Here is a 21,850-nt window from a genome sequence, read left to right as displayed (position 1 = left end):
CCCGGTGCGTGCGCCGCTCGGGGGACAACGGTGCCCCATTGGACGGACCCCGATCGCGGGCGAAATGCACCACTTCTAGCGTTGGCGGCATCGAGGTGCATTTCTGACGCTTTGTGGAAATCCGTTCCGCAGCTGCTCCTCGGGGACCCGGAGGATTCACCATGCGCGCAATACGTGTCACCCCCGTCGCTCTGCTCGGCGCCGCAGCACTCGCCCTGACCGCCCCGGCCGTGACCGCGTATGCCGCGACTTCGGGCGGGCCGTCCAACGGCGGCAGCGGATACACCGTCACGCCGTCGGTGATCGCGCCGGGCGGCCAGGTGACCCTGGCCGCCAACGGGTGCTCCACGACGGCCACGGCATCCTCCGGGGTGTTCGACACCGTCACCATCCCCAGGGGTGGCACGGCCAGGGCAACGGTCGACTGGGACGCCAAACCGGCCGCCGCCTACGAGGTGACGTTCACCTGCAACACCTCGCCGAGCTCCACGGCCAAGGTGAACCTCACGATCAGCGCGGCCACGAGCACACCCACCACAAGCTCCACGAGCACCACGAGTGCGGCGGCCTCCCCGGCCGGCGTCCAGGGTGGTCTCGGCGGCAGCATCGACAGCCCCGACACCACGATGATCGTGGTCGGCACAGCGCTCGCGGTGGCTGCCGCCACGAGCACGGTGTTCGTGGCGCGACGCCGCAGGGAGAACCGTTCGCACTGACCGGCGATGCCGGCAACGAAAGTCGCCCCGGGTCCTGTGACAGGACTCGGGGCGACGTCGTTATCGGGCCTGCGGGTGCGTCGGCGAGATCAGACCGCACCATGGCTCATCCTCCGGCGGCGCATGACGTACATGCCTCCGCCGAGGGCCGCCGAGGCGACCAGACCCGCCCCGACGCCCATCTCGGCCGGGCCCGCGGCCATCGAGCCGCCGAGACCGCCCTGCGCGCCCCGGCTGTTGAGCACGGTGAACCGGTGGCCGGCCGTCCGGTCGGTGCCGTCACAGCGCACCGTCAGGTTGTACGAGCCGGGGGTCGCGTCGTTGAGGATCCGGACCCTGGCGCGGCCGACCTGGCCCGCCGACAGCCGGGTGGTCCGGAAGGCGTTGGACGAGACGCTTCCACCGCGCCCGCAACCCTCGGCACTGACCTGCATGGCAGCGCCCTGGTGTACGCGCTCGGGGTCGACGGTCACGTTGTTCGGCCCGTTGGGGCGGCCGTTGCCGTTCCCGTTGCCGTTCCCGTTCCCGTTGCCGTTGCCGTTGTTCCAGTCGCCCTGGTTGTTCCAGTCACCCTGGTTGTTCTGGTTGTTCCCGTTGCTCTGACCATTCCCGACGTCTCCACCAGCTGCTGCCATCGGGGCACCGAGCCCGAGAGCGGCGACGGCGGTCGCGGCGACAACGAGAGCGCGTGTAGCACGCATCGTTCGAACCTCCAGCGGGAAGCGCCCCCGGAGCTCTGTGCGCCGGGATGGATCGACGAGAACGCCTCCCATGACGAACCCTCACCAGATCCTTGATCCACCGCATTTCGGCACTGCTCCACCCCGGTGATCCGACACACCGTGTCCGCCCGCGTGAAACTGATGGATCCGCAGGTCACAGACCGTCAGAATTTTTATCTACGCACTACTCCGATAAGCAGCCACCCCCATGGCCACCACCCGTTCGCACTTCCCTGATCGCCGCCCGGCCGCCCCGCGCCTAGCGTTCCCCTCGTCGCGACGAAGGGAGAACCATGGGCCGGGACAGCTGGCGCCCCGAACGGATCAGGCACTCGCCGTGGGGCGCGCTCGCCCTGGTGATGCTCACCGGTATCGCACTCATGCGGAACGGCGCGGACCTCTCGCCGGGACCGCCTCAGCCGGTCGCCGCCACCTCCGTGGACCACCAGAAGGACTCCCCGGGGGCCCCGGTGGCCGGCCCCGCGGTGAAGCCCCTGGCGTACGCACCCGTCGACCGCGTCTCCATCCCCTCGATCCAGGTCGACGCCCCCGTGGTGGACGTGAACCTGGACCCGGACGGCTGGATCGAGACACCGCCCCCGGAGGATCCCAATCTCGCGGGCTGGTACCAGAACGGCATCGCGCCGGGTCAGCTGGGCACCTCCGTCGTCGTCGGCCACGTCGACAACATGGCCGGACCCGCGGTCTTCTACGGTCTGGGCTCGCTGAAGAAGGGCAACCGCGTCGAGGTCTCCCGCAGCGACGGCCAGGTCGCCGTGTTCGAGGTCTACGGTGTCGAGGTGTTCGCCAAGAACGACTTCCCCGGCGCCCGGGTGTACGGCGACACCGGCAAGGCGGAGCTGCGGGTCATCACCTGCGGAGGCGGGTTCACCAAGGCCAACGGCTACGACGGCAACGTCGTGGTCTTCGCCCGGCTGGTCGCCACGCGCTGACCACCGCTGCCGGGGGCCGCCCCGCCCCCGGCAGCGCCCGCCGCGCACCTCAGCGCCGCTGCGGCACCGTGAGCCGGTACCCGTCGTCCAGCAGCTCCGGCAGGTAGCGGCCCAGCGCGGCCACACTCTGCGAACGGTTGCCACCCGCGTCGTGCGAGAGCACCACCACCCCGGGCGCGGCCCCCTGCCTCACCCGGTGGACGATGCTGTCGGTCCCGGGCACCGTCCAGTCCAGCGTGTCCACCGTCCAGGCCATCGGCTCCATGCCCATGGCCGCGCCGATCTCGAACGAATTGCGGTTCCAGGCCCCGTACGGCGCCCGGTACCAGAGCGGCGCGGCACCGGTGATCTTCTCGATCACGTCGCTGGTACGGCCCAGCTCGTCCGTGATCCCCGCTCGTGAGAGCTTGGTGACCAGCGGGTGCGTCCAAGAGTGGTTGCCGACGGTGTGCCCGTCGTCGGAGATCCTGCGCACCAGGTCCTGGTTGTCGTTGGCCATCTCCCCGCAGAGGAAGAACATCGCCCGCACGTCGTGCTTGCGCAGCGTGTCCAGGATGTGCGGGGTGTAGAGCGGGTCCGGGCCGTCGTCGAAGGTCAGCACCATCGCGTGGCCGATATCCGGCAGCCTCTCGAAGGGCCGGGTGCGCACCGGAGGCTTCGAGGGACGGTAGCGGGGCGGCGTATTGGCTGTCATGGGAGTCAGACGATAGGACAGCGGCCTGGTCCGCAGGGCCGCCTGGGGCCCGGCCGCGGCGGTCGACGGCTGCGCGGGGCGCCGGAAGGGAGTTCCCGCGGTGTCGGCCGCGAGGAGGCGCACGACAGTGGCCGCCCCCAGCCCGGCGGTCAGCCTCAGCAGCGTCCTGCGCATCGGCAGCCTCTGATCATGTTTCATGACCAACTGCTCGCACGTTCGCACTCCCACCCTCCTCAACGACACCGGATACGGGGGGTTTTGCACCCAATGGGGGGAGTCCGGCCGCGGCAACCGGCAGCGCCGCGCCTGACCGGCCCGGAACCCGGACGGGCGGCCGTGCCGGGAGCGGATAGCCTCACTGCCGTGACAGACCAGCAACCTCACCAGTTCGAACGTGGCACAGACGGTCCCAAAGTGATCGTCGCGGGCCTCGACGGTTCCGAGTCCTCCATGCGTGGCGCCGCCTACGCGGCAGGTCTCGCCCGTCGGCAGCGGGCGATGCTCGCCCTCGTCTACGTACAACCCGTGCTGCCCGCGGGCGCCGCGCTCGGTGCGCCGGTCGGCGATACGACCGGAGAGGTCGCGGAGGGTCTGGTCAGCGAGATCCGGGAGTCGGCCGAGCGGATGAAGGACATATGGGATGTGCGCTGGGAGTTCCACACCTTCCGTGGTGATCCGTACAACGGGCTGGTGACGGCGGCGGACGAACTGAAGGCGGACGCCGTGGTGGTGGGGGCGTCGGAGTCGGCGGGGCACCGTTTCATCGGCTCGGTGGCAGTCCGTCTGGTCAAGGCGGGGCGCTGGCCCGTCACCGTCGTCCCGTAAGGGCCTCTTCCTCGCGCTCCCGCCGACGCCGCCCGACCGCTCACCGCACCATTCGCCGCTCCGTGCGACCGCTCGTCGCACAGGGCGGCGTTTGTCCTGTTCCCACGGGCGCGAATGCGTTCGTATACGCCAGTCAGGCGAGGCGGCAGGGACCTCCGCGGGGAAGGGCGTTCACCATGACCACGACGACGACCGATGAGCGGGCCCTCGCGGATCTGCAGCGTGAGCACGGCCCGGCACTGTTCCACTTCCTGCTCGGCCTGACCTTCGGCGACCGGCAGCGGGCCGAGGATCTGCTCCAGGAGACGCTCGTGCGGGCCTGGCAGCACCCGGAGGCCTTCGACGGGCCGTACGAGTCGATGCGGCCGTGGCTGTTCACCGTCGGGCGCCGGCTGGCGATCGACGCCCGCAGGTCACGGCTGGCCCGGCCCGCAGAGGTGGGCGACGCCGTACTGGAGAGCGCCCCGGACGGGGAGGACACCGCGGAGTCCGCCGTGGCCGCGCTCGATGTGCGCGAGGCCGTGCGCACCCTCAGCCCGGAACACCGGGCGGTGCTGGTGCAGATCTACTTCCGCGGACTCAGTGTGGGCGAGACGGCCCAGGTGCTCGGGATTCCGGCCGGCACCGTCAAGTCCCGCTCGTACTACGCCCTGCGGCTGCTCTCACGCAATCTGCCCGGCTACTCCAGCAGGTCCTCCTCGGTGAGCAGCGGCAGCAGGGCCGCGGCCTCCGCCACCGCGACGTAGTCGGCCGCGCAGCGGTCGCAGCCCTGCAGATGGCGGGAGACACTCAGCGCCTCCGGGGCCGGGAGCGCGTCGAGCACATAGGCTCCGAGCAACTGCCGCATGTGCGGTCCCTCCCCGGGGTCGGCGGTCATCGCAACCTCATGTCTGTGACGAAACGGGTCCGACGGATCCTGTCCTTCTGGCCACGCGGGGCGCGCTCCCCCGGTTCAATGCTGCGTGTAGGGCCGTACCGAGAACGGAATGGGGCGAGACCGGATGCGTCCGGAACGTCAAGACGGATCGAGTGGCGGCGGTCTGCTGATCCCGATGGCCTGGATGTACGCGGAGTACATCGCCGACGAACTGCTGCGGACCGGCGAACTGATGGAGCCGGCGACGCTGGAGTACCGGGCGGGCCGTGACGCGCTCGCCCTCACCGTCTTCCTCTCCGACGGGGCGGTGGCCGATTCCCTCCCCGCCACCCGGGTGGACGAACTGCGGCTGCTTACGGCGTACGGGGCCCCGTGGTGTCGCTGGGTCTGCGCGCGGCTCGACGCGCTGGAGGCGGCGGGTGACCCCGGCCCGGACCTCGCTCTGGCCCGGGCGGCCTGGCGGTGGCTGGAGGACACCGAACTGCTGGCAGCCGATCTGGACGCGATCGGCCCGCCGCCCTGGGAGCCCGCCGACGGCACGCGGGACCCGGAGGAAGAGGGCGCGCCGGCCCAGGTGTGGACCCCTGCCTGGCAGCTGGGTCTCCCGCTGGGCCACCTCTCGATCCACCTGTACTGAGATCCGGTGTACCGAGATCCGGCCGGCCGCTCCTTCAGGTGCCGTGCACCCCGGCGCGGTATTTCGGCAGCCGTACCGTGATCCGCATGCCTGCGCCGATGCCCGTCTCGATGACGAGCCCGTAATCGTCCCCGTACACCTGGCGCAGCCGTTCGTCCACGTTGAGCAGGCCGACTCCGGTGGACTTACCGCCCTCGCCGCGCAGGATGTGGCGCAGCCGTTCCGGGTCCATGCCGATTCCGTCGTCCTCGATGACGACCTCGGCCTCGGAGCCGGCGTCCAGGGCGCTGATGGTGATGCGGCTCGAGGTGACCACTCCTTCGAGTCCGTGTTTGACGGCGTTCTCGACCAGTGGCTGGAGGCAGAGGAACGGCAGGGCGACGGGCAGCACCTCGGGGGCGACCTGGAGGGTGACCGAGAGCCGTTCGCCGAAGCGGGCCCGGACCAGGGCCAGGTACTGGTCGATGGAGTGCAGTTCGTCGGCGAGGGTGGTGAAGTCGCCGTGGCTGCGGAACGAGTAGCGGGTGAAGTCGGCGAACTCCAGCAGGAGTTCACGGGCCTGTTCGGGGTCGGTGCGGACGAACGAGGCGATGGCGGCGAGTGAGTTGAAGATGAAGTGGGGGGAGATCTGTGCGCGCAGAGCCCTGATCTCGGCCTCGATGAGCTGGGTGCGTGAGCGGTCGAGTTCGGCCAGTTCCAGCTGTACGCAGACCCAGCGGGCGACCTCGCCGGCGGCCCGGGCCAGTACCGCCGACTCCCTGGGCGCGTAGGCGATCAGCGCTCCGAGGACCCGGTGGTCGACGGTGAGCGGCACGGCGACGGCCCACCGCAGCGGGCAGTCCAGATCGTCGCAGCCGCTGTGGAAGGCGGTGTCGCGGCCGCTGGCGAGCAGTTCGCGCACCTCCTCCATGACGTGCCGGCCGTGGTGTTCGCCCTCGCCGTCCCAGACCAGGATCCGCTCGCGGTCGGTGAGGCACAGGGCGTCGGTGCCGAGCAGTGAGCGCAGCCGGCGGGCGGACCTGCGGGCGCTGTCCTCGGTGAGTCCGGCGCGCAGCGGGGGCGCTGCCAGGGAGGCGGTGTGGAGGGTCTCGAAGGTGGCGTGCTCCACGGGGGTGCCGACGTCGCTGGTGCGGACGGGGCGGGCGGTGCGGCGTCCGGCCAGCACGCCGGCGCCGGACAGCAGGACGCCGATGAGCACGATGACCGCGTATTCGGCTCCGGTCACCTGTGCCTCCCCGATGTGAGCGCTTCGGGCAGGTGGAAGCGGGTCATGGCGGCGTTCGTGCCGGCCGGTATCCGGCTCTGTGTGGCGAGCGAGACGAGGATCATGGCGAGGAAGCCGACGGGCACGGACCAGACGGCGGGCCAGGCGAGCAGCGCGTGCGGCCAGCCGGGCGGGCGCACCGCGCCGCTGACGGTGATGGCGACGGAGAGCAGTGCGGAGCCGCCGCCGAGGAGGAGTCCGGCGACGGCTCCGGGCGGGGTGAGCCGGCGCCACCAGATGCCGAGGACGAGCAGTGGGCAGAAGGAGGACGCCGACACGGCGAACGCCATGCCCACCGAGTCGGCGACCGGTACCCGGCTGACCATCAGGGAGCCTGCCAGCGGGACGGAGATGGCGAGGACCGTGGCCAGCCGGAAGTGCCGTACGCCGCGCGAGGGCAGGACGTCCTGGGTGATGACGCCGGCGACGGCCATGGTCAGTCCGGATGCGGTGGACAGGAAGGCGGCGAAGGCGCCGCCCGCGATGAGCGCGCCGAGCAGGTCGCCGCCGAGCCCGCCGATCACCCGGCCGGGCAGCAGCAGCACGGCGGCGTCGGCGTCACCGCCCTGGATGAGCTCGGGGGCGTACAGCCGGCCGAGGGCTCCGTAAACGGGCGGCAGCAGGTAGAAGACACCGATCAGGGCGAGGACGGCGACGGTGGTGCGGCGGGCGTCGCGGCCGTTGGGGCTGGTGTAGAAGCGGACGACGACGTGCGGCAGCCCCATGGTGCCGAGGAAGGTGGCGACGATGAGGCCGTAGGTGGCGTAGAGCGGGTGGTCGGCGCGGAAGACGGACAACTGCTCGTCGAAGGTGACGCGGGGCCGTCCGTCGCCCTGCCAGGCCAGCACCAGGAAGAGGGCGGGGACCAGGAGCGCGGTCAGCTTCAGCCAGTACTGGAAGACCTGGACGAAGGTGATGGAACGCATGCCGCCCGCGGCGACGGCGAGGACGACCACGGAGGCGACCAGGACGTCGCCGAGCCAGCCCGGGGCCCCGGTGAGGATCTTCAGGGTGAGTCCGGCGCCCTGGAGCTGGGGCACGAGGTAGAGCCAGCCGGCGCCGACTACGAGCGCGCTGACGAGCCGACGCACCTGTCGGGATTCGAGGCGTCCCTCGGCGAAGTCGGGCAGGGTGTACGCCCCCGAGCGGCGTAGCGGTGCCGCGACGAAGACCAGCAGCACCAGATAGCCGGCGGTGTAGCCCACCGGGTACCAGAGCATGTCGGGCCCGTGCACGAGGACCAGTCCCGCGATGCCGAGGAAGGAGGCGGCCGAGAGGTACTCGCCGCTGATGGCGGCCGCGTTGAGCCGTGGCCGTACGGTGCGCGAGGCGACGTAGAAGTCGGAGGTGGTGCGGGAGATGCGCAGCCCGAATCCGCCGACGAGGACGGTGGCGAGGACGACGACAGCGACGGCCGCCACCGCGTACGTGCGGCTCACTGTGCGGGGCGGCCTTCCACGAGCCGGGCGAAGTCGTGCTCGTTGCGCTCGGCCCGGCGCACGTACCACCAGGCGATCAGGGTGAGCGGCGGGTAGGCGGCGAAGCCGAGGACGGCCCAGACGACGGCGTCGCTGTGCAGTGCCTCGAAGACCAGCGGCAGGGTGCCGGCGACGACGGCGAGGACGGCGAAGGCGGTGAGTCCCGCGCGCAGTTGGCTGCGCATCAACGAGCGTACGTAGGCACCGCCCAGCGCGGTCTGTTCGTCGATCTCCGACTGGGTGCGGTAGCGCGGCAGCGGACGCACCCGCCGGGGCTCCCCCGTCACCACTTCACGCCGGGGCGTTGACTCTGCGGACATGGGGCCGGAGTGTACGCAGCACCCGGCCCCGCTGGGAAGGGATTCGAACGCGGGTAGCCCCTGGTCAGCGGCTGCCCTGCCGCATCAGCAGATCGCGCAGCGCCCGGGTGTGCCGGCGGCTGACGGCGAGTTCCGCGGTACCGATGCGCACGCTCATGCTGCCCGCGTCCAGGCGCAGTTCGTCGATCCGGCCGAGCGCCACGAGGTGCCGGCGGTGGATGCGTACGAAGCCGCGGCTGCGCCAGCGCTCCTCCAGGGTGGTCAGCGGGACGCGGACCAGATGGCTGCCGGTGGCGGTGTGCAGCCGCGCGTAGTCGCCCTGGGCCTCGGCGTACGCGATGTCGTCGATCGGGACGAAGCGGATGACGCCGCCCAGTTCGACCGGGATCTGGTCGTTCGCGGTGTCATGGGCCGGTGCGGAGCGCTCGCCGACCTGTTCGGCGGCGCGGCGCACCGCCTCGGCGAGGCGTTCGCGGCGTACGGGCTTGAGGACGTAGTCGACGGCCTTGAGGTCGAAGGCGTGCACGGCGAAGCCCTCGTGGGCGGTGACGAAGACGATGAGCGGGGGCGCGGCGAACCCGGCCAGCAGCTGGGCGACGTCGAGGCCGGTGAGGCCCGCCATGTGGATGTCGAGGAAGACGACGTCGATGGCGGCGGCGTCCTCGGGGCCCGCTTCGACGGCGCCGCCGATCCGGCGCAGCGCCTCGGTGGCGCCGGTGGCCCCTTCGGCGCTGCGGATGCGGGGGTCGGCGCGCAGGAGGTACAGGAGTTCCTCCAGGGCGGGTTCTTCGTCGTCGACGGCGAGTACGCGCAGCATGAGGCCGGAGTGTAGACCGGCCGGGCGCGCTACTTGAGCAGCTTGGAGAGCCTGCGGTCGGCGAGCGGCTTCCCGCCGGTCTGGCAGGTCGGGCAGTACTGGAGTGATGAGTCGCTGAAGGAGACCGTGCGGATGGTGTCCCCGCAGACCGGGCAGGCCTCCCCGGTGCGTCCGTGGACCCGCATCGCGTTGCGCTTCTCCGCCTTGAGCCGGCCCGCCGCGACTCCGCTGGAGCGGGCGACGGCGTCGTCGAGCGTGGTGCGCAGGGCGGTGTGGAGCCGGGTGATCTCCTCGTCGCCGAGGTGCGCGGTGAGCTTGAAGGGCGACATCTTCGCGGCGTGCAGGATCTCGTCGCTGTAGGCGTTGCCGATGCCGGCGATGAGCGACTGGTCGCGCAGCGCGCCCTTGATCTGGCGGCGTTCCCCGTCCAGGAGCGCGGCGAACGCGGCACGGTCGAAGGAGGGATCGAGGGGGTCGGGCCCGAGCCGGGCCACGCCCGGCACCTCGGCGGGGTCGTGCACGAGGTGGACGGCGAGCCGTTTGGTGGTGCCCGCCTCGGTTAGGTCGAAGCCGTCCCCGCCGGTGAGGACGGTGCGCAGTGCCAGGGGGCCCTTGCCGGGGCGCGGCGGGGTGGCGGGGAAGCTGTCCTTCCAGTGCAGCCAGCCGGCCCGCGCGAGGTGGGTGACCAGGTGCAGCGGGCCGACACCGATGTCCAGGAACTTGCCGTGCCGCCGGACGTCACCGACCGTGCCGCCGTGCAGGGCGGTGAGCGGCGGGTCGTACGTCTTCAGGACGCTGATGGCGAGCGGGACGACGCGTTCGATCTCCCTGCCGACCAGGTGGTCGTCGAGGAAGACCCGCAGGGCTTCGACTTCCGGCAGTTCGGGCATGGTTCCAGCCTGCCGCAGCAGCCGCCCCGGTGCCTACCGGAGGCCGTACACGCGCTCGGCGGTGGTGGCGAAAACGGCGGCCCGTTCGTCGGGGCCGAGACCGGCGACGAGGGTACGGGCCGTCTCGACGACCTCCGTGTACGTGGCCGCCAGCCGGCACACCGGCCAGTCCGAGCCGAACATCAGCCGGGCCGGCCCGAAGGCGTCGATGACGGTGTCGGCGTAGGGCCGCAGGTCTTCGACGGTCCATGTCTGCGGGTCTGCCTCGGTGACCAGGCCGGAGAGTTTGCACACCGTGTTGGGGAGGGCGGCCAGTGCCCGCACGTCGTCGGTCCAGGGGCGCGGCTTCCCGGCGGCGACGGGCGGTTTGCCCGCGTGGTCGAGCACGAAGGTGAGCTGCGGCAGGAGTGCGGCGGCCCGGACGGTGGCGGGCAGCTGGTGCGGCAGGACCACCAGGTCGTAGACGAGCCCGGCGTCGGCGACCGCGGCCAGGGCGCGCAGGACGTCGGGGCGCAGCAGCCATTCGGGGTCCGGTTCGCTCTGGACCTGGTGGCGCAGTGCGACGAGCCGGTCGCCGCCGGGCAGTTCGCGCAGGGCGGTCAGGGTGTCGGTGATGTCCGGCGCGGTGAGGTCGCTCCAGCCGACGACGCCGGCCACCAGATCGCTGCTGTCGGCGAGCGCGAGGAATTCGGGGGTCTCCTCCGGGACGGTGACGGTCTGCACGAGCACCGTGGCGGTGACGCCGTTGGCACGCGCCTCCGGTTCCAGGTCGGCGAGGGAGAAGTCGCGTCGCAGGGGCGCCATTTCCTCGCCGGTGATCCAGTCCTGGTCGCGGACCGCGAGGTCCCAGACGTGGTGGTGGGCGTCGACGATCCGCCCGGCACCGGTCATCTCACAGCTCCCAGACGACGGGGAGGCCGGCCTCGGTGCCGTCCGGCGAGTAGTCGTGTGTGACGTCGAGGAGCTCGTCCATCCGGGCCTGCCAGGCGACGTTCACGGGGAGTTCTTCCAGTTCGCGCAGGAGCCGGGCGTAGTCCTCGCACTCGATGACGTGGAACAGGTGCGTTCCGCTGCGCCAGATCGTCCAGGAGGTGGCGCCCGCGGCACGGATCGCACGGGTCAGTTCGGCCGGGACCTCGCGGTGCGCGGCCTCGTACGGCGCTATGCGGTCCGCGCGGACCTGGGTGTGCAGGGCGATACGCATGTCAGTGTCCGTTCTCGGTCAGCAGGCCCGCCTCGCGCAGCTCGTCCCAGAGTGCGTCGGGGACCGGGCTGCGCAGCAGCGTGGCGGCGTCACGCACCTCGTCCGGGGAGCGGGAGCCGACGAGTACGCCGGCGACGGCGGGGTGGGTGAGCGGGTAGTGCAGGGCGGCGGCGCGCAGCGGCACACCGTGGCCCTCGGTGACGGCCTTGAGGCGCAGGGCCCGGTCCAGGAGGTTCAGCGGGGCCGCGGCGTAGTCGTACGTCGCGCCGGGGCGCGGGTCGGCGAGGAGGCCGGAGTTGAAGACCCCGCCGACGACGACGCCACGGCCGCGGGCAGCGGCCGCGGGCAGCAGAGTGCTCAGGGCGGACTGGTCGAGGAGGGTGTAGCGGCCGGCGCAGAGCACCACGTCGACATCGGTCTCGTGGACGAAGCGGGTGAGCATCGCGGTCTGGTTCATGCCGGCCCCGATGGCGCCGATGACGCCTTCCGCGCGCAGCTTCTCCAGTTCCGGATAGGCCTGCCGGAAGGCGGCTTCGGCGTGGTCGTCCGGGTCGTGCAGATAGGCGATGTCGATGCGGTCGAGGCCGAGCCGTTCGAGGCTGTCCTCGATGCTGCGGCGGACCCCTGCGGCGCTGAAGTCCCAGCGGCGGCGGTGGGTGGCCCGTACCGCGAAGCCCTCGGACAGTCCTTCGGATGCGGGGCCGCCGTCGGGCAGCGGGTCGAGGACCCGGCCGACCTTGGTGGACAGTACGTACGCCTCGCGGGGGCGGCCGCGCAGCGCCTCGCCGAGCCGTCGCTCCGAGAGGCCGAGTCCGTAGTGCGGGGCGGTGTCGAAGTAGCGGACGCCCTCGTCCCAGGCGGCGTCGACGGCGGCCGCGGCCCGGGCCGGTTCGACGGCTCTGAAGAGATTGCCGATGGCGGCCGCCCCGAAGGACAGCTCGGTGACCTCGACCGCACTGTTCCCCAGCCTGTTGCGCCGCATGCTTCCGCCGCCCTCCCCGATGATCGCCTGGTGCACCCGGCAAATATTCATCGGATCACTTGGGTGCGTCAACACCCTGGAGAGCATCAACTACGGTGCGTGCGCGGGAATCTGTCCGATCTATGACGCGGTGTATGGTGCCGCGCCACACGCCACACGCCTCACCGGGCGGGCAGCAGTGCGAGCAGTTCCGCCACCTCGTCCTCGGCGCAGCGGCCGAGGCGCTCCAGGTCGGGCAGCGCCTTGCCGTCGGCCACCAGCCCGATCTGCACCTTGCCGCCGTACGTCGTGAGCGCCACGGCCAGCGACTGCCCCCGGGCCAGCGGCGCCATCGGGTACAGCGCGCGCAGCGGGCAGCCGGCGAGCGAGAGGGCCGAACGCGGCAACGGCACGCTGGTGACCAGTACGTCGAAGAGCATCCTGGCCGCGTTCCCGGCGAGCGGGGCACCGAAGCGGTGGGCCAGTGAGGGCAGTTGGTCGGCGAGCACGGCGACCGCGCCGGCCCCGCGCAGCGGCCCGCCCGCCTTGTTCCGGTCCATGGCACCGCGTACCGCCCGCAGCCGTTCCCAGGGGTCGGGTTCGGAGACCGGGAGGCCGAGCAGATAGGCGGAGAGGCGGTTCCCGGTGGCGGCGGCGCCACCGGGGCGGCGCCGGGAGACGGGGACCAGGGCACGCGGATCGGCGCCGGGCAGCGGCTCGCCGCGCTCCAGCATCCAGCGGCGCAGCGCTCCGGCGACGACGGCGAGCAGCACGTCGTTGGAGGTGCCGCCCGCGACCCGGCGGATGCGCTGCACGGCGTCGAGGTCGAGGTCGGCGGTGGCCAGTCGCCGGGTGCCGCTGGAGCTGGCGCTGAGCGCCGGTGCGCCGCGCAGATCGAGGCGGCTGGCGCGTACCAGTGAGGCTCCGACGCCGAAGGCCCGGCCGAGGTCCTCGATCCGTCCGAGCGCGAGACCGGCGACCTGACGCGGGCCCGGCATCCAGGAGCGCGGCGGCACCGGCCGGGCCCGGCCGGCCGGTGCTCCGGCCCGTCCGCGGCCCGCGAAGGAGGCGATCTCGTCGAAGATCCCGGCCCCGATCGCGACCGCGCGCATTCCGTCGGCGAGCGCGTGGTGGAGTTTGACCAGGACGGCGAAGGGGCCGTCGGCGGGGCCGCCGATCACATACATCTGCCAGGGCGGCAGCCCCCTGCGCAGCGGCTGCTCCATCAGCTCACCGGCGAGCCGGGTGGCCGCCGCCATGAAGGCGTCCTCGTCCCCCGCCGCCATTCCGGGCAGCTCCACCCGCTTGACGTGGCGATGGACGTCGAAGTCCTTGTCCGCCGACCAGGCGGCGCCGCCGACCGGCAGCAGCACGTCCCGCACCCGCATCCGGAGCCGGGGGATGGCGGCGGCCCGGGTGCCCAGCAGCTCCAGCAGGGCGTCGGGCGCGGGAGTCCGGCCACCGTCCGGGGAGAAGACTGCGAGCGCACCGAGGTGCATGGGGTGGGCATCGGACTCGAGGTGCCAGAAGGCGAGATCGAGAGGTGCCAGTAGCTCAGTGCCCAACGGGTCCTCATGTCATGGATGACGAAGATGGAAGACGAAGACTGACGGAGTCGCAGTCAATCCCGCCCGGTCAGTTACGGTCAAGTACAGACATGTTACGTTCTGTTACTTATCGGTAGTGCGAATTCCCATGGTTCGGCGAGTGCCGGTTCGGCCGGGTCAGTCGCGTGGCGGAATGACGAACTCGCACCAGACACACTTTCCGGTGCCCCGGGACTCGACGCCCCAGCCGTCGGCCAGCCGGTCCACGAGCATCAGCCCCCGGCCCGACACTCCCGATTCGCCCGCGTCCCGGCGGCGCGGCAGCGCGCTCGACCGGTCCTCGACATCGACCCGGAGCCGCCGTTCGGGCCCGGTGAGCACCCGGATGGTGACGATCGCCCCGCCGTCGGTGTGCATCAGCGCGTTGGTGGTCAGCTCGTCGGCCGCGAGTTCGACCTCGTCGGCCCGGCCCTTCGCACCCCAGGCCCGTACCGCCGCGCGGATCATGTGGCGTGCCGAACTCAGCGCCTCGGGGTCGTTCTGCGCCACGTGCTGCTGGAGCCGGCCGCCGGGCTGCGGGGCGTGGGCGGCCTTGCGCCGCAGCGCCAGCACCGCGACATCGTCCTCGCCTCCCCGCTCGTCGACCCATTCGCAGAGCCGGTCGACCAGCTCCTGGAGGTCCTGCGGGCCGTTCCTGATCATCCCGGCGAGCAGTTGCGTCCCCTCGTCGAGGTCGGAGCCCGGCAGCTCCACCAGGCCGTCGGTGAACAGCACCATGGTCTGGCCGGGGTCCAGCTCGACGGTGCTGACCGGGTACTCCAGCCGCCCGAACATCGCGGAGAGCCCGAGCGGCAGCCCGCCGTCGACGGGAACCCGGCGACAGCTCCCGTCGGCCTCCCGGACCAGGGGGTCCACATGGCCGGCCCGGACGATCTGGACGACTCCGGTGGTCAGATCGGCCTCGGCGTAGGTGCAGGTCGCGAAGCGGTCGGTGTCGAGTTCGTGCAGGAAGACGGAGGCCCGGGCCATCACCGTGGCGGGGCTGTGCCCCTCGGCGGCGTAGGCCCGCAGCACGATGCGCAGCTGGCCCATGACCGCCGCCGCATGGGTGTCGTGTCCCTGTACGTCCCCGATGACGGCGCCCACCCGGCCGCCGGGCAGCGGGATGACGTCGTACCAGTCGCCGCCGATGTCCCGGCCCATCCGGGCCGAGCGGTACCGGACGGCGATCTGCGCACCGGGCACCTCGGGAATCCGGCGCGGCAGCATCGCCTGCTGGAGCCCCTCGGCGAGATCGTGCTCCTGCTCGTAGAGCATGGCGCGCTGCAGGCTCTGGGCGATGGAACTGCCGAGGGCGACCAGCAGATTGCGCTCGTCGCCGGTGAAACCGTCCTTGTCGCTGTAGAGCAGCCCGAGTGCGCCGATCGGGCGGGCCTGGGCGATCAGCGGCAGATAGGCGGCCGATGTGATGCCGAGATGGCTGATGTGGGGCCACAGGATCGGGTACGAGGTGGCGAAGTCCTCGGCGGAATCGATGAAGCGGGGGGTGAGCGTGCGGACGACCTCACTCATCGGGTACGGCTCGTCCGTCCGGGTGTACCGGGTGCCGGGCACGAAGGAGCCCTCCGGCCCGTCCGCGACCAGATGGATGCGCCCGGCCTCTATCAACCCCATGACCAGGCTCGTCGCCCCCAGGAGCGCGAGGCCCTGGGAGTTCTGGAGCACGTCCGTGACGTCCCTGACGGTACGGGCGTGAGCGAGCGCGGCCGTGGTGCCCTCCACCAGGCTGGTCCGGCGGCGGCGCTCCTCGTCCAGCTCGCGACGGGCCGTGGAGTCGGCCAGCTCCTGGGTGGCGTCGCGGACGATACCGATGATCCGGCGGGGCCGGCCGGACTCGTCGCGCCGGACGAAACCCTGGGTGTGGGTCCAGCGCAGGCTGCCGTCGCGGCGCAGGGTGCGGAAGTACGCCCCGTAATTGCTCTGCCCGCTCTTGAGCGCCTGGGCGACCATGGCGTCCAGCCGCACGCCCTCGTCCGGCGGCACGCGCAGGGCGAGCGTCGCCGGCCGGTTGTCGTATTCGTCGGCCCGCAGGTCGAACACGTCCAGGGCGGGCTGATCCATGTGCATGAGGCCGCTGTCGAGGTCCCAGTCGAAGCTGCCCATTCGGTTCAGGGCGAGACTGAGGTCCGGGTGGGCGGGCCAGTCGTCCGGGAGTGACAGGGCACCCGCTACCCGATCATCCATGTGGGCAACTCTGCCACCATTTGTCCGATTCTTCGACTGAGCTGTCCATCTGTTGAACGTGCGATGGAACACATTCCGCGGACCTGCCTCCGGGGCCTGAGGCCAAGGGATCAGCGGAGCCGGGCCCCGTCGGGCCCGCCGGAAACGGGTACGGAACGCCGACCCGCCCGGGAAGCGGCCGGAAGCAGCGGCTAACGTGTGCGGAGGGCGAACTAAGCCAAGCCTTACCAAGACTCGCCCCGTCCGTGTTCGCCCGTTCTAAGGAACAGCCCTCCATGACACGCCCCGTCCGCGTAGCCATCGTCGGAGCCGGTCCCGCCGGGATCTACGCAGCGGACGCGCTGCTCAAATCCGAGGCCGCCTCCGACCCGGGCGTGTCCATCGACCTGTTCGAGCGGATGCCGGCCCCCTTCGGTCTGATCCGTTACGGCGTGGCCCCCGACCACCCCCGGATCAAGGGCATCGTGCAGGCGCTGCACCAGGTCCTGGACAAGCCGCAGCTGCGGCTCTTCGGCAACGTCGACTACCCGAACGACATCGGCCTGGACGAGCTGCGGACCTTCTACGACGCCGTCATCTTCTCCACCGGCGCCGACGCGGACAGGGCCCTGGACATACCGGGCAGCGACCTGGACGGTTCGCACGGGGCCGCCGACTTCGTCTCCTGGTACGACGGCCACCCCGACGTGGCGCGCACCTGGCCGCTGGAGGCCGAGAAGGTCGCGGTCCTGGGCGTCGGCAACGTGGCCCTGGACGTGGCCCGTGTGCTCGCCAAGACCGCCGACGAACTGCTGCCGACGGAGATCCCCGCCAACGTCCACGAGGGCCTCAAGGCCAACAAGGCGCTGGAGGTGCACGTCTTCGGACGGCGTGGCCCCGCCCAGGCCAAGTTCAGCCCGATGGAGCTGCGCGAGCTGGACCACTCGCCGAACATCGAGGTCATCGTCAACCCCGAGGACATCGACTACGACCAGGGCTCGATCGAGACCCGGCGCGCGAACAAGCAGGCCAACATGGTCGCCTCCACGCTGGAGAACTGGGCGATCCGCGATGTCGGCGACCGGCCGCACAAGCTCTTCCTGCACTTCTTCGAGTCCCCGGTCGAGATCCTGGGCGAGGACGGCCGGGTCGTCGGACTGCGTACCGAGCGCACCGAACTGGACGGCACGGGCAACGTGCGCGGGACCGGCCGCTTCAACGACTGGGACGTGCAGAGCGTCTACCGCGCGGTCGGCTACTACTCGCAGGAGCTGCCCAAGCTCCCCTTCGACGTCGCGTCCGGCACCGTTCCGCACGCCGCCGGACGGGTACTCGCAGGTGACGAGCCGATGGACTCGGTGTACGTCACCGGCTGGATCAAGCGCGGGCCGATCGGCCTGATCGGCCACACCAAGGGCGACGCCAACGAAACCGTCGCCTGCCTGCTCGAGGACCACACCACCGGCCGACTGCCCGCCCCGGCGCAGCCGGAGCCGGAGGCCGTCACCGACTTCCTGCGGGCCCGCGGCGTCCGCTACACCACCCGCGAGGGCTGGTACCGGCTGGACGCCCACGAGCGCGCGCTCGGCGAGGAGCAGGGCCGCGAGCGGGTCAAGGTCGTGGAGCGCGACGCCATGCTGGACGCCTCCGGGGCCTGACCGACGCGACGGACGACGGCCCCGGGAGGACTCCGCACAGGAGACCTTCCGGGGCCGTCGTCCGTCGCCGTGCGGGGCGGTCAGCGCCCCTGCAGTGCCTTGACGTTGTCGCCGAAGGTCCAGTCCTTGGAGCCGTCCCAGTTCAGCGACCAGTCCATGAGGCCCTTCAGACCGCCGTTGTAGTGGTTCCAGGCCTCGGAGACGAGACCGGGCGCCATGTAGCCGCCGCCCGCTCCCGACTGGGCCGGAAGACCCGGGACCTGCTTGTCGTAGGGCACCTTGATCGTGGTGCCCTGGACGACGAGCCCCTTGTCCAGGCAGTCGGTCTGCGCGGTGAAGCCCTCGACGGTGCCCGCCGGGTACGAGTCGCCGGCGCAGCCGTACATGCTGCCGTTGTAGTACTGCATGTTCAGCCACCACAGCCGGCCGTTGTCCGCGTACTTCTTGACGATGGGCAGGTACGCGCCCCAGATCGAGCCGTACGTGACGCTGCCGCCCGTGACGTACGCCGTCTCCGGAGCCATCGTCAGACCGAAGTTCGACGGCATCGCGTCGAGCACGCCGTCGATGATGCGGATCAGGTTGGACTGCGAGGCCGACAGCTGGTTGATGTCGCCGCTGCCGCTCAGCCCGGTCTCGATGTCGATGTCGATGCCGTCGAAGTTGTACTTCTTGAGGATCGGCACCACCGTTTCGACGAAGCGGTCGGCCACCGCGGCGGAGCTGAGGTCGATTCCGGCCGTCGCGCCGCCGATGGACATCAGGGTGGTGAGCCCGGACTCCTTCGCCTGGCACATCTCGGCCGGGGTCGGGACCTTCACCGTCGAGTCCATCCCGTCCTCCCACTGGACGGTGCCGTCGGACAGGATGACGGGGAAGGCCGCGTTGATCACGTTGTAGCCGTGCTGCGTGATGCGGCTGTCGGTGACGGGGATCCAGCCCAGCGGCGGGTGCACGCCGTTGGACGCGCCGTCCCAGTTCTCCCAGTACCCCTGGAGCACCTTGCCCGCGGGCTTGGACCTGACCGCACAGGTGTCGTCCTGCGCGGAGCTGGGCGTCGCCGCTACCAGCGTCTGTACGACGCACGCGGCCGCGAGGCCGACCCCCAGCAGACGTGATGTCCGACCGAACATGCCCGGTTCCCTTCGTGGGGTGGAGACCAGAGGAGCCGCAAATGCCATGATCCTGACAAGTCAGAGCCCCTGACATCCCGGCCGCCACAACGCGGCACACGCTAAAGTGGTCCAGACCTTCCGTCAATAGGTCTGGACCATGCGCGCGATGGCTCCGGACGGGCCCCGCCCTCCGCCCGGCGCAGCCCGGCTCACCCGGTGACGGGCTCCGCGACCCCGTCCGCGCCGTCCGGCCACGGCAGTTCGATCGCGGTCTGCGGTTCCTCGGTCATCGACGGCACTGGATCACCCGGGGGTTCGTCCGGGGTGCCGGTCGGCTCGTCGGGCGGGAGGTCCGACGGCGTGCCGGGTGGCTCGGTGGCATCGCCCGACGGCGGGTCAGTGGGGCAGCGCGGCTCCGCACGGTCGTCGCCCGGCGCCTCGGACGGCACACCCGAAGGGCTTTCCGTCACGGTGACCTCCTCCCCGGGCGGCGTCGGTACGCCGGGCGTGGGGCAGTCGGTCGGCTCCGCGGGCGGCACGTGGGGCAGCGGCCCGGTTATGTCCGCGCCGGGGCCGTACGGCGGCGGCACCTCGGGCCTGCGGTCCCGCCCGCCCTCGTCTCCGGCCCGCCGTTCGATCCAGGCGTGGTGCACGGCATCGGCGATCATCAGGCCCGTGACCTCGCGCGGGGCCGGCTCGACGACGACGATGCGCGCCGGGTCGTAGCCGGTCCACTCCCCCGCCCCGCCCGCGGCCACACGCGCACCGTCCGGCGCGGTCAGCGGATTTCCGCAGGCGCACCGCACGCGCGGCAGCCCGTGACTGTCGACCATCACCGCGGTGCCCGCCTGGAGCACGGACTGGAAGGTCGTCGCGGATCCCGCGCCGAAGCCGTGGTTGGCGACCCGCGTGTCCGCGCGCAGCAGGACCGGGGTCAGCCCGCGCAGAAAGCCGGCGATGCCACTCGGGGCGATACCCGCGGCATGCGCGAAGGCCTTCCCCTTGGCCCGGTCGGCGACGAGGAGGCGGACCGCCTTCTCGACGTCGCAGGAGGCGACGGAGCGGGTGCCGCCGTAGAGGCCCGGAGTGGACCCGGCGAGGTGGACGGCACCGTCGCCCGGGGCCGGACTCCGCGGCGGAGCCGTGTGGGACGGCGCAGCCGTCGCGCCGGGCGGCCTGGCCGTCGATCCGGTGAAGGGGTCGGGCCCCGGCTCCCCGGCCGGCTGCAGGAGGACCTCCCGGACGTCGGCGGTCCCCTTGGTGCCGTTGCTGCTGCCTGCGGTGTGCTGCGCACAGCCCGCGGCGAGGAGGATCCCGGCGGACAGCGTGGCGCCCGCAGCTCGGCGCAGACGGATGGGTGAGCTCACGAAGAGGTCTCCTGCCGGTTCGCCGGTCCCGAGTGGTCCCCTCATGTCTGCCGCAGTTGCCCATCCCCCGCAAGCCGACGGCGGGCGGCGGCCTCAGAAGCCGGATGAGCGTCACCACATCACCTTGAACACGTTCAAGAAAGGCTCTAGAGTCAACGACGACAGAAGTTGAACATGTTCAAGACGGGGGTGGGTCATGACGGTCGTGGTCGGTCTGATCGTGGCGCTCGGCATGCTGGTGATCGTGCCGGCGGGGCTGCGGCTGGCGGAGGTACCGGAGCTCGACCGGATCCGGCGGCTCTGGCCGGCGTTCGCCGTCCCCGGAGCCGCCTCCCTCTGGCTGCACCGCGGCACACCCGCCACGGTGCTCGCCCTCTGCTACGCGCTCGGGGCCGCGCTTCTCGCACTGCACGCCGTGGCGCGGCTCATCGGCCGCACCGCGCCGCTCCGCTCCCCCGGCACCGCACCCGCCGAGATCGCGCTGCTCACCGCCCTGGTGACTCCCGCGATCGCCGCCACCGCACTGGTCGCCGAGCGTTCCGGAAGTACGCTCCTCGGATTCGGCCCCGGCATCCTGGCGCTGACCGTGCCGCACTTCCACTTCGCCGGATTCGCCGCCGCGCTGGTCTCGGGGCTGGTGTGCCGGCTCGTCGACAGCAGGGCCGGCCGGTTCGCGGCGCTGAGTGTGCCGATGGGGACCCTGCTCGTCCTGATCGGCTATTTCGTCGGAGACCGGGCCGAGCTCGCCGGGGCGGTCGTGCTGACGGCGGGGATGTGGACGGTCGCCCTGCTGACCTGGCGGACGGTCCGGGCGACGGGCCGCGACCGGGCCACCCGGGTGCTGCTCGCCGTCTCGGCCGGCGTGCTCGTGGTGACCATGGCGCTCGCGCTGAGCTGGGCGCTGGGCGAGGCCACCGGACTCCCCCACCCCACCCTGACCTGGATGGCCGCCACCCACGGCGTCGGCAACGCGCTGGGCTTCGCGCTCTGCTCGGTGCTCGCCTGGAAGCGGCTCCGTGACCGCACCGATCCCGAAGGACGCACCGCATGAGCACCCTGACCTACCCGGAGGCGGGCGCCACCCGCCTCGGCCCGCTCCCCGACGGCTACCACCACCTGCACCACCGCGACCGGGTCGGCCACGGCCGCGCGGACTTCGAGGCCGCCGGTGCCGCGGTCACCGAATTCCGAATGCACCGCGCCTCGGGAGCGCGGGTGGCGGCATCGGCGCCACGGGCCGAGCCCGGAGCGGCCGTTCGGGTGACGCTGGGAGCCGGCCCGTTCGGGTTCTCCGCACCCTGCCGGGTCATCTGGACCGAGTACGGGCCGCAGCGCATCGGGTTCGCGTACGGAACCCTGACCGGGCATCCCGAATGCGGTGAGGAGTCCTTCGTGGTCGACCTGGCGGACGACGGAACGGTGTCGTTCACCGTCATGGCGTTCAGCCGGCCCGCCCGCTGGTACTCCCGGCTCGCCGGCCCCCTCGTACCGGTGGCCCAGCTCTGGTACGCGCGCAGGCTCGGCCGCACCCTGCGCCGGATCGTCACTCAGCAGCGCGAAACGCGGAACTGAGGCGTCGGCG

The 21,850-nt window shown here is 71.7% G+C and carries 23 protein-coding genes; 8 read left to right on the top strand and 15 right to left on the bottom strand.

Translation table 11 applies throughout. The annotated features are described in order from the left end of the window. The first annotated feature begins 161 nt into the window (after positions 1–161). Positions 162–716: a hypothetical protein gene (locus tag ACFVJX_RS29025; protein ID WP_384122354.1), complete on the top strand. Its 555-nt coding sequence runs from the start codon at positions 162–164 to the stop codon at positions 714–716. An 89-nt stretch (positions 717–805) separates the two neighbouring features. On the opposite strand, the gene ACFVJX_RS29020 is transcribed toward ACFVJX_RS29025, so the two are convergent. After that, positions 806–1,417 carry a hypothetical protein gene (locus ACFVJX_RS29020; RefSeq protein WP_384122357.1) on the bottom strand — a complete coding sequence of 204 codons (612 nt, stop codon included), beginning with the start codon at positions 1,415–1,417 and terminating at the stop codon, positions 806–808. Positions 1,418–1,731: 314 nt separating this feature from the next. Between ACFVJX_RS29020 and ACFVJX_RS29015 the strand changes: the two genes are divergently transcribed. Further along, positions 1,732–2,391, top strand: a complete 660-nt coding sequence (locus ACFVJX_RS29015; protein WP_384122360.1) for a class F sortase — start codon at positions 1,732–1,734, stop codon at positions 2,389–2,391. A gap of 49 nt (positions 2,392–2,440) precedes the next feature. Here the strand turns inward: ACFVJX_RS29015 and ACFVJX_RS29010 are convergent, their stop codons facing one another. Continuing rightward, positions 2,441–3,283, bottom strand: a complete 843-nt coding sequence (locus tag ACFVJX_RS29010) for a polysaccharide deacetylase family protein (RefSeq protein WP_384122363.1) — start codon at positions 3,281–3,283, stop codon at positions 2,441–2,443. Between the two features lie 165 nt (positions 3,284–3,448). On the opposite strand from ACFVJX_RS29010, the gene ACFVJX_RS29005 reads away from it, so the two are divergent. Next, positions 3,449–3,910 (top strand): universal stress protein, encoded by a 462-nt coding sequence (locus ACFVJX_RS29005; protein ID WP_384122365.1) that lies wholly within the window; start codon positions 3,449–3,451, stop codon positions 3,908–3,910. 176 nt (positions 3,911–4,086) lie between these two features. After that, positions 4,087–4,656, top strand: coding sequence for a sigma-70 family RNA polymerase sigma factor (locus ACFVJX_RS29000; RefSeq protein ID WP_384122368.1), 570 nt, complete (start codon positions 4,087–4,089; stop codon positions 4,654–4,656). Here ACFVJX_RS29000 and ACFVJX_RS28995 read toward each other — a convergent pair. Beyond that, on the bottom strand, positions 4,590–4,787 hold the full coding sequence (locus ACFVJX_RS28995) for a zf-HC2 domain-containing protein (RefSeq protein ID WP_384122370.1): 198 nt from the start codon (positions 4,785–4,787) through the stop codon (positions 4,590–4,592). The genes ACFVJX_RS29000 and ACFVJX_RS28995 overlap by 67 nt on opposite strands. A gap of 124 nt (positions 4,788–4,911) precedes the next feature. Between ACFVJX_RS28995 and ACFVJX_RS28990 the strand changes: the two genes are divergently transcribed. After that, entirely contained in the window at positions 4,912–5,424 is a 513-nt protein-coding gene (locus ACFVJX_RS28990; protein ID WP_384122373.1) for a hypothetical protein, read from the top strand. Between the two features lie 34 nt (positions 5,425–5,458). Here the strand turns inward: ACFVJX_RS28990 and ACFVJX_RS28985 are convergent, their stop codons facing one another. From ACFVJX_RS28985 to ACFVJX_RS28940, 10 genes are all read right to left on the bottom strand, one after another. After that, complete coding sequence (locus ACFVJX_RS28985) at positions 5,459–6,649, bottom strand: sensor histidine kinase (RefSeq protein WP_384122376.1); 1,191 nt, start codon at positions 6,647–6,649, stop codon at positions 5,459–5,461. Then, complete coding sequence (locus ACFVJX_RS28980; protein WP_384122379.1) at positions 6,646–8,127, bottom strand: cation acetate symporter; 1,482 nt, start codon at positions 8,125–8,127, stop codon at positions 6,646–6,648. The genes ACFVJX_RS28985 and ACFVJX_RS28980 overlap by 4 nt, the downstream gene beginning before the upstream one ends. Beyond that, positions 8,124–8,486 carry a hypothetical protein gene (locus ACFVJX_RS28975; RefSeq protein WP_384122382.1) on the bottom strand — a complete coding sequence of 121 codons (363 nt, stop codon included), beginning with the start codon at positions 8,484–8,486 and terminating at the stop codon, positions 8,124–8,126. The genes ACFVJX_RS28980 and ACFVJX_RS28975 overlap by 4 nt, the downstream gene beginning before the upstream one ends. Before the next feature lie 64 nt (positions 8,487–8,550). Further along, positions 8,551–9,303, bottom strand: coding sequence for a LytR/AlgR family response regulator transcription factor (locus ACFVJX_RS28970; protein WP_384122385.1), 753 nt, complete (start codon positions 9,301–9,303; stop codon positions 8,551–8,553). Positions 9,304–9,332: 29 nt separating this feature from the next. After that, positions 9,333–10,193: an Fpg/Nei family DNA glycosylase gene (locus ACFVJX_RS28965; protein ID WP_384122388.1), complete on the bottom strand. Its 861-nt coding sequence runs from the start codon at positions 10,191–10,193 to the stop codon at positions 9,333–9,335. A 33-nt stretch (positions 10,194–10,226) separates the two neighbouring features. Further along, the gene (locus tag ACFVJX_RS28960; RefSeq protein ID WP_384122391.1) at positions 10,227–11,084 is read right to left on the bottom strand and encodes an amidohydrolase family protein; all 858 of its coding nucleotides are present in this window, start codon (positions 11,082–11,084) and stop codon (positions 10,227–10,229) included. Position 11,085: 1 nt separating this feature from the next. Further along, a complete protein-coding gene (locus ACFVJX_RS28955; protein WP_384122393.1) occupies positions 11,086–11,397 on the bottom strand; it encodes an L-rhamnose mutarotase in 312 nt (103 codons plus the stop codon). Between the two features lies 1 nt (position 11,398). Next, positions 11,399–12,379, bottom strand: a complete 981-nt coding sequence (locus ACFVJX_RS28950; RefSeq protein ID WP_384122396.1) for an aldo/keto reductase — start codon at positions 12,377–12,379, stop codon at positions 11,399–11,401. A gap of 161 nt (positions 12,380–12,540) precedes the next feature. Next, on the bottom strand, positions 12,541–13,923 hold the full coding sequence (locus ACFVJX_RS28945) for a wax ester/triacylglycerol synthase family O-acyltransferase (protein ID WP_384122399.1): 1,383 nt from the start codon (positions 13,921–13,923) through the stop codon (positions 12,541–12,543). A 159-nt stretch (positions 13,924–14,082) separates the two neighbouring features. Then, on the bottom strand, positions 14,083–16,149 hold the full coding sequence (locus ACFVJX_RS28940; RefSeq protein ID WP_384122401.1) for a SpoIIE family protein phosphatase: 2,067 nt from the start codon (positions 16,147–16,149) through the stop codon (positions 14,083–14,085). 275 nt (positions 16,150–16,424) lie between these two features. Here ACFVJX_RS28940 and ACFVJX_RS28935 point away from each other — a divergent pair, with 275 nt between their 5' ends. Beyond that, positions 16,425–17,786 carry an FAD-dependent oxidoreductase gene (locus ACFVJX_RS28935; protein WP_384122404.1) on the top strand — a complete coding sequence of 454 codons (1,362 nt, stop codon included), beginning with the start codon at positions 16,425–16,427 and terminating at the stop codon, positions 17,784–17,786. A gap of 80 nt (positions 17,787–17,866) precedes the next feature. Here the strand turns inward: ACFVJX_RS28935 and ACFVJX_RS28930 are convergent, their stop codons facing one another. Continuing rightward, positions 17,867–18,919, bottom strand: a complete 1,053-nt coding sequence (locus ACFVJX_RS28930; RefSeq protein ID WP_384122407.1) for a chitinase — start codon at positions 18,917–18,919, stop codon at positions 17,867–17,869. A gap of 191 nt (positions 18,920–19,110) precedes the next feature. Next, positions 19,111–20,268 carry a DUF6777 domain-containing protein gene (locus ACFVJX_RS28925; protein WP_384122410.1) on the bottom strand — a complete coding sequence of 386 codons (1,158 nt, stop codon included), beginning with the start codon at positions 20,266–20,268 and terminating at the stop codon, positions 19,111–19,113. A 196-nt stretch (positions 20,269–20,464) separates the two neighbouring features. On the opposite strand from ACFVJX_RS28925, the gene ACFVJX_RS28920 reads away from it, so the two are divergent. Beyond that, the gene (locus ACFVJX_RS28920; RefSeq protein WP_384122413.1) at positions 20,465–21,319 is read left to right on the top strand and encodes a YndJ family protein; all 855 of its coding nucleotides are present in this window, start codon (positions 20,465–20,467) and stop codon (positions 21,317–21,319) included. After that, the gene (locus ACFVJX_RS28915; protein WP_384122416.1) at positions 21,316–21,840 is read left to right on the top strand and encodes a DUF1990 family protein; all 525 of its coding nucleotides are present in this window, start codon (positions 21,316–21,318) and stop codon (positions 21,838–21,840) included. The genes ACFVJX_RS28920 and ACFVJX_RS28915 overlap by 4 nt, the downstream gene beginning before the upstream one ends. The last annotated feature ends 10 nt before the right edge of the window (positions 21,841–21,850 follow it).

Source organism: Streptomyces sp. NPDC127177, assembly GCF_042672475.1.
In the GTDB taxonomy this organism is placed as follows: domain Bacteria; phylum Actinomycetota; class Actinomycetes; order Streptomycetales; family Streptomycetaceae; genus Streptomyces.
The sequence above is the reverse complement of the archived record's forward strand: the minus strand, read 5'-3'. Positions and strand labels throughout refer to the sequence as shown.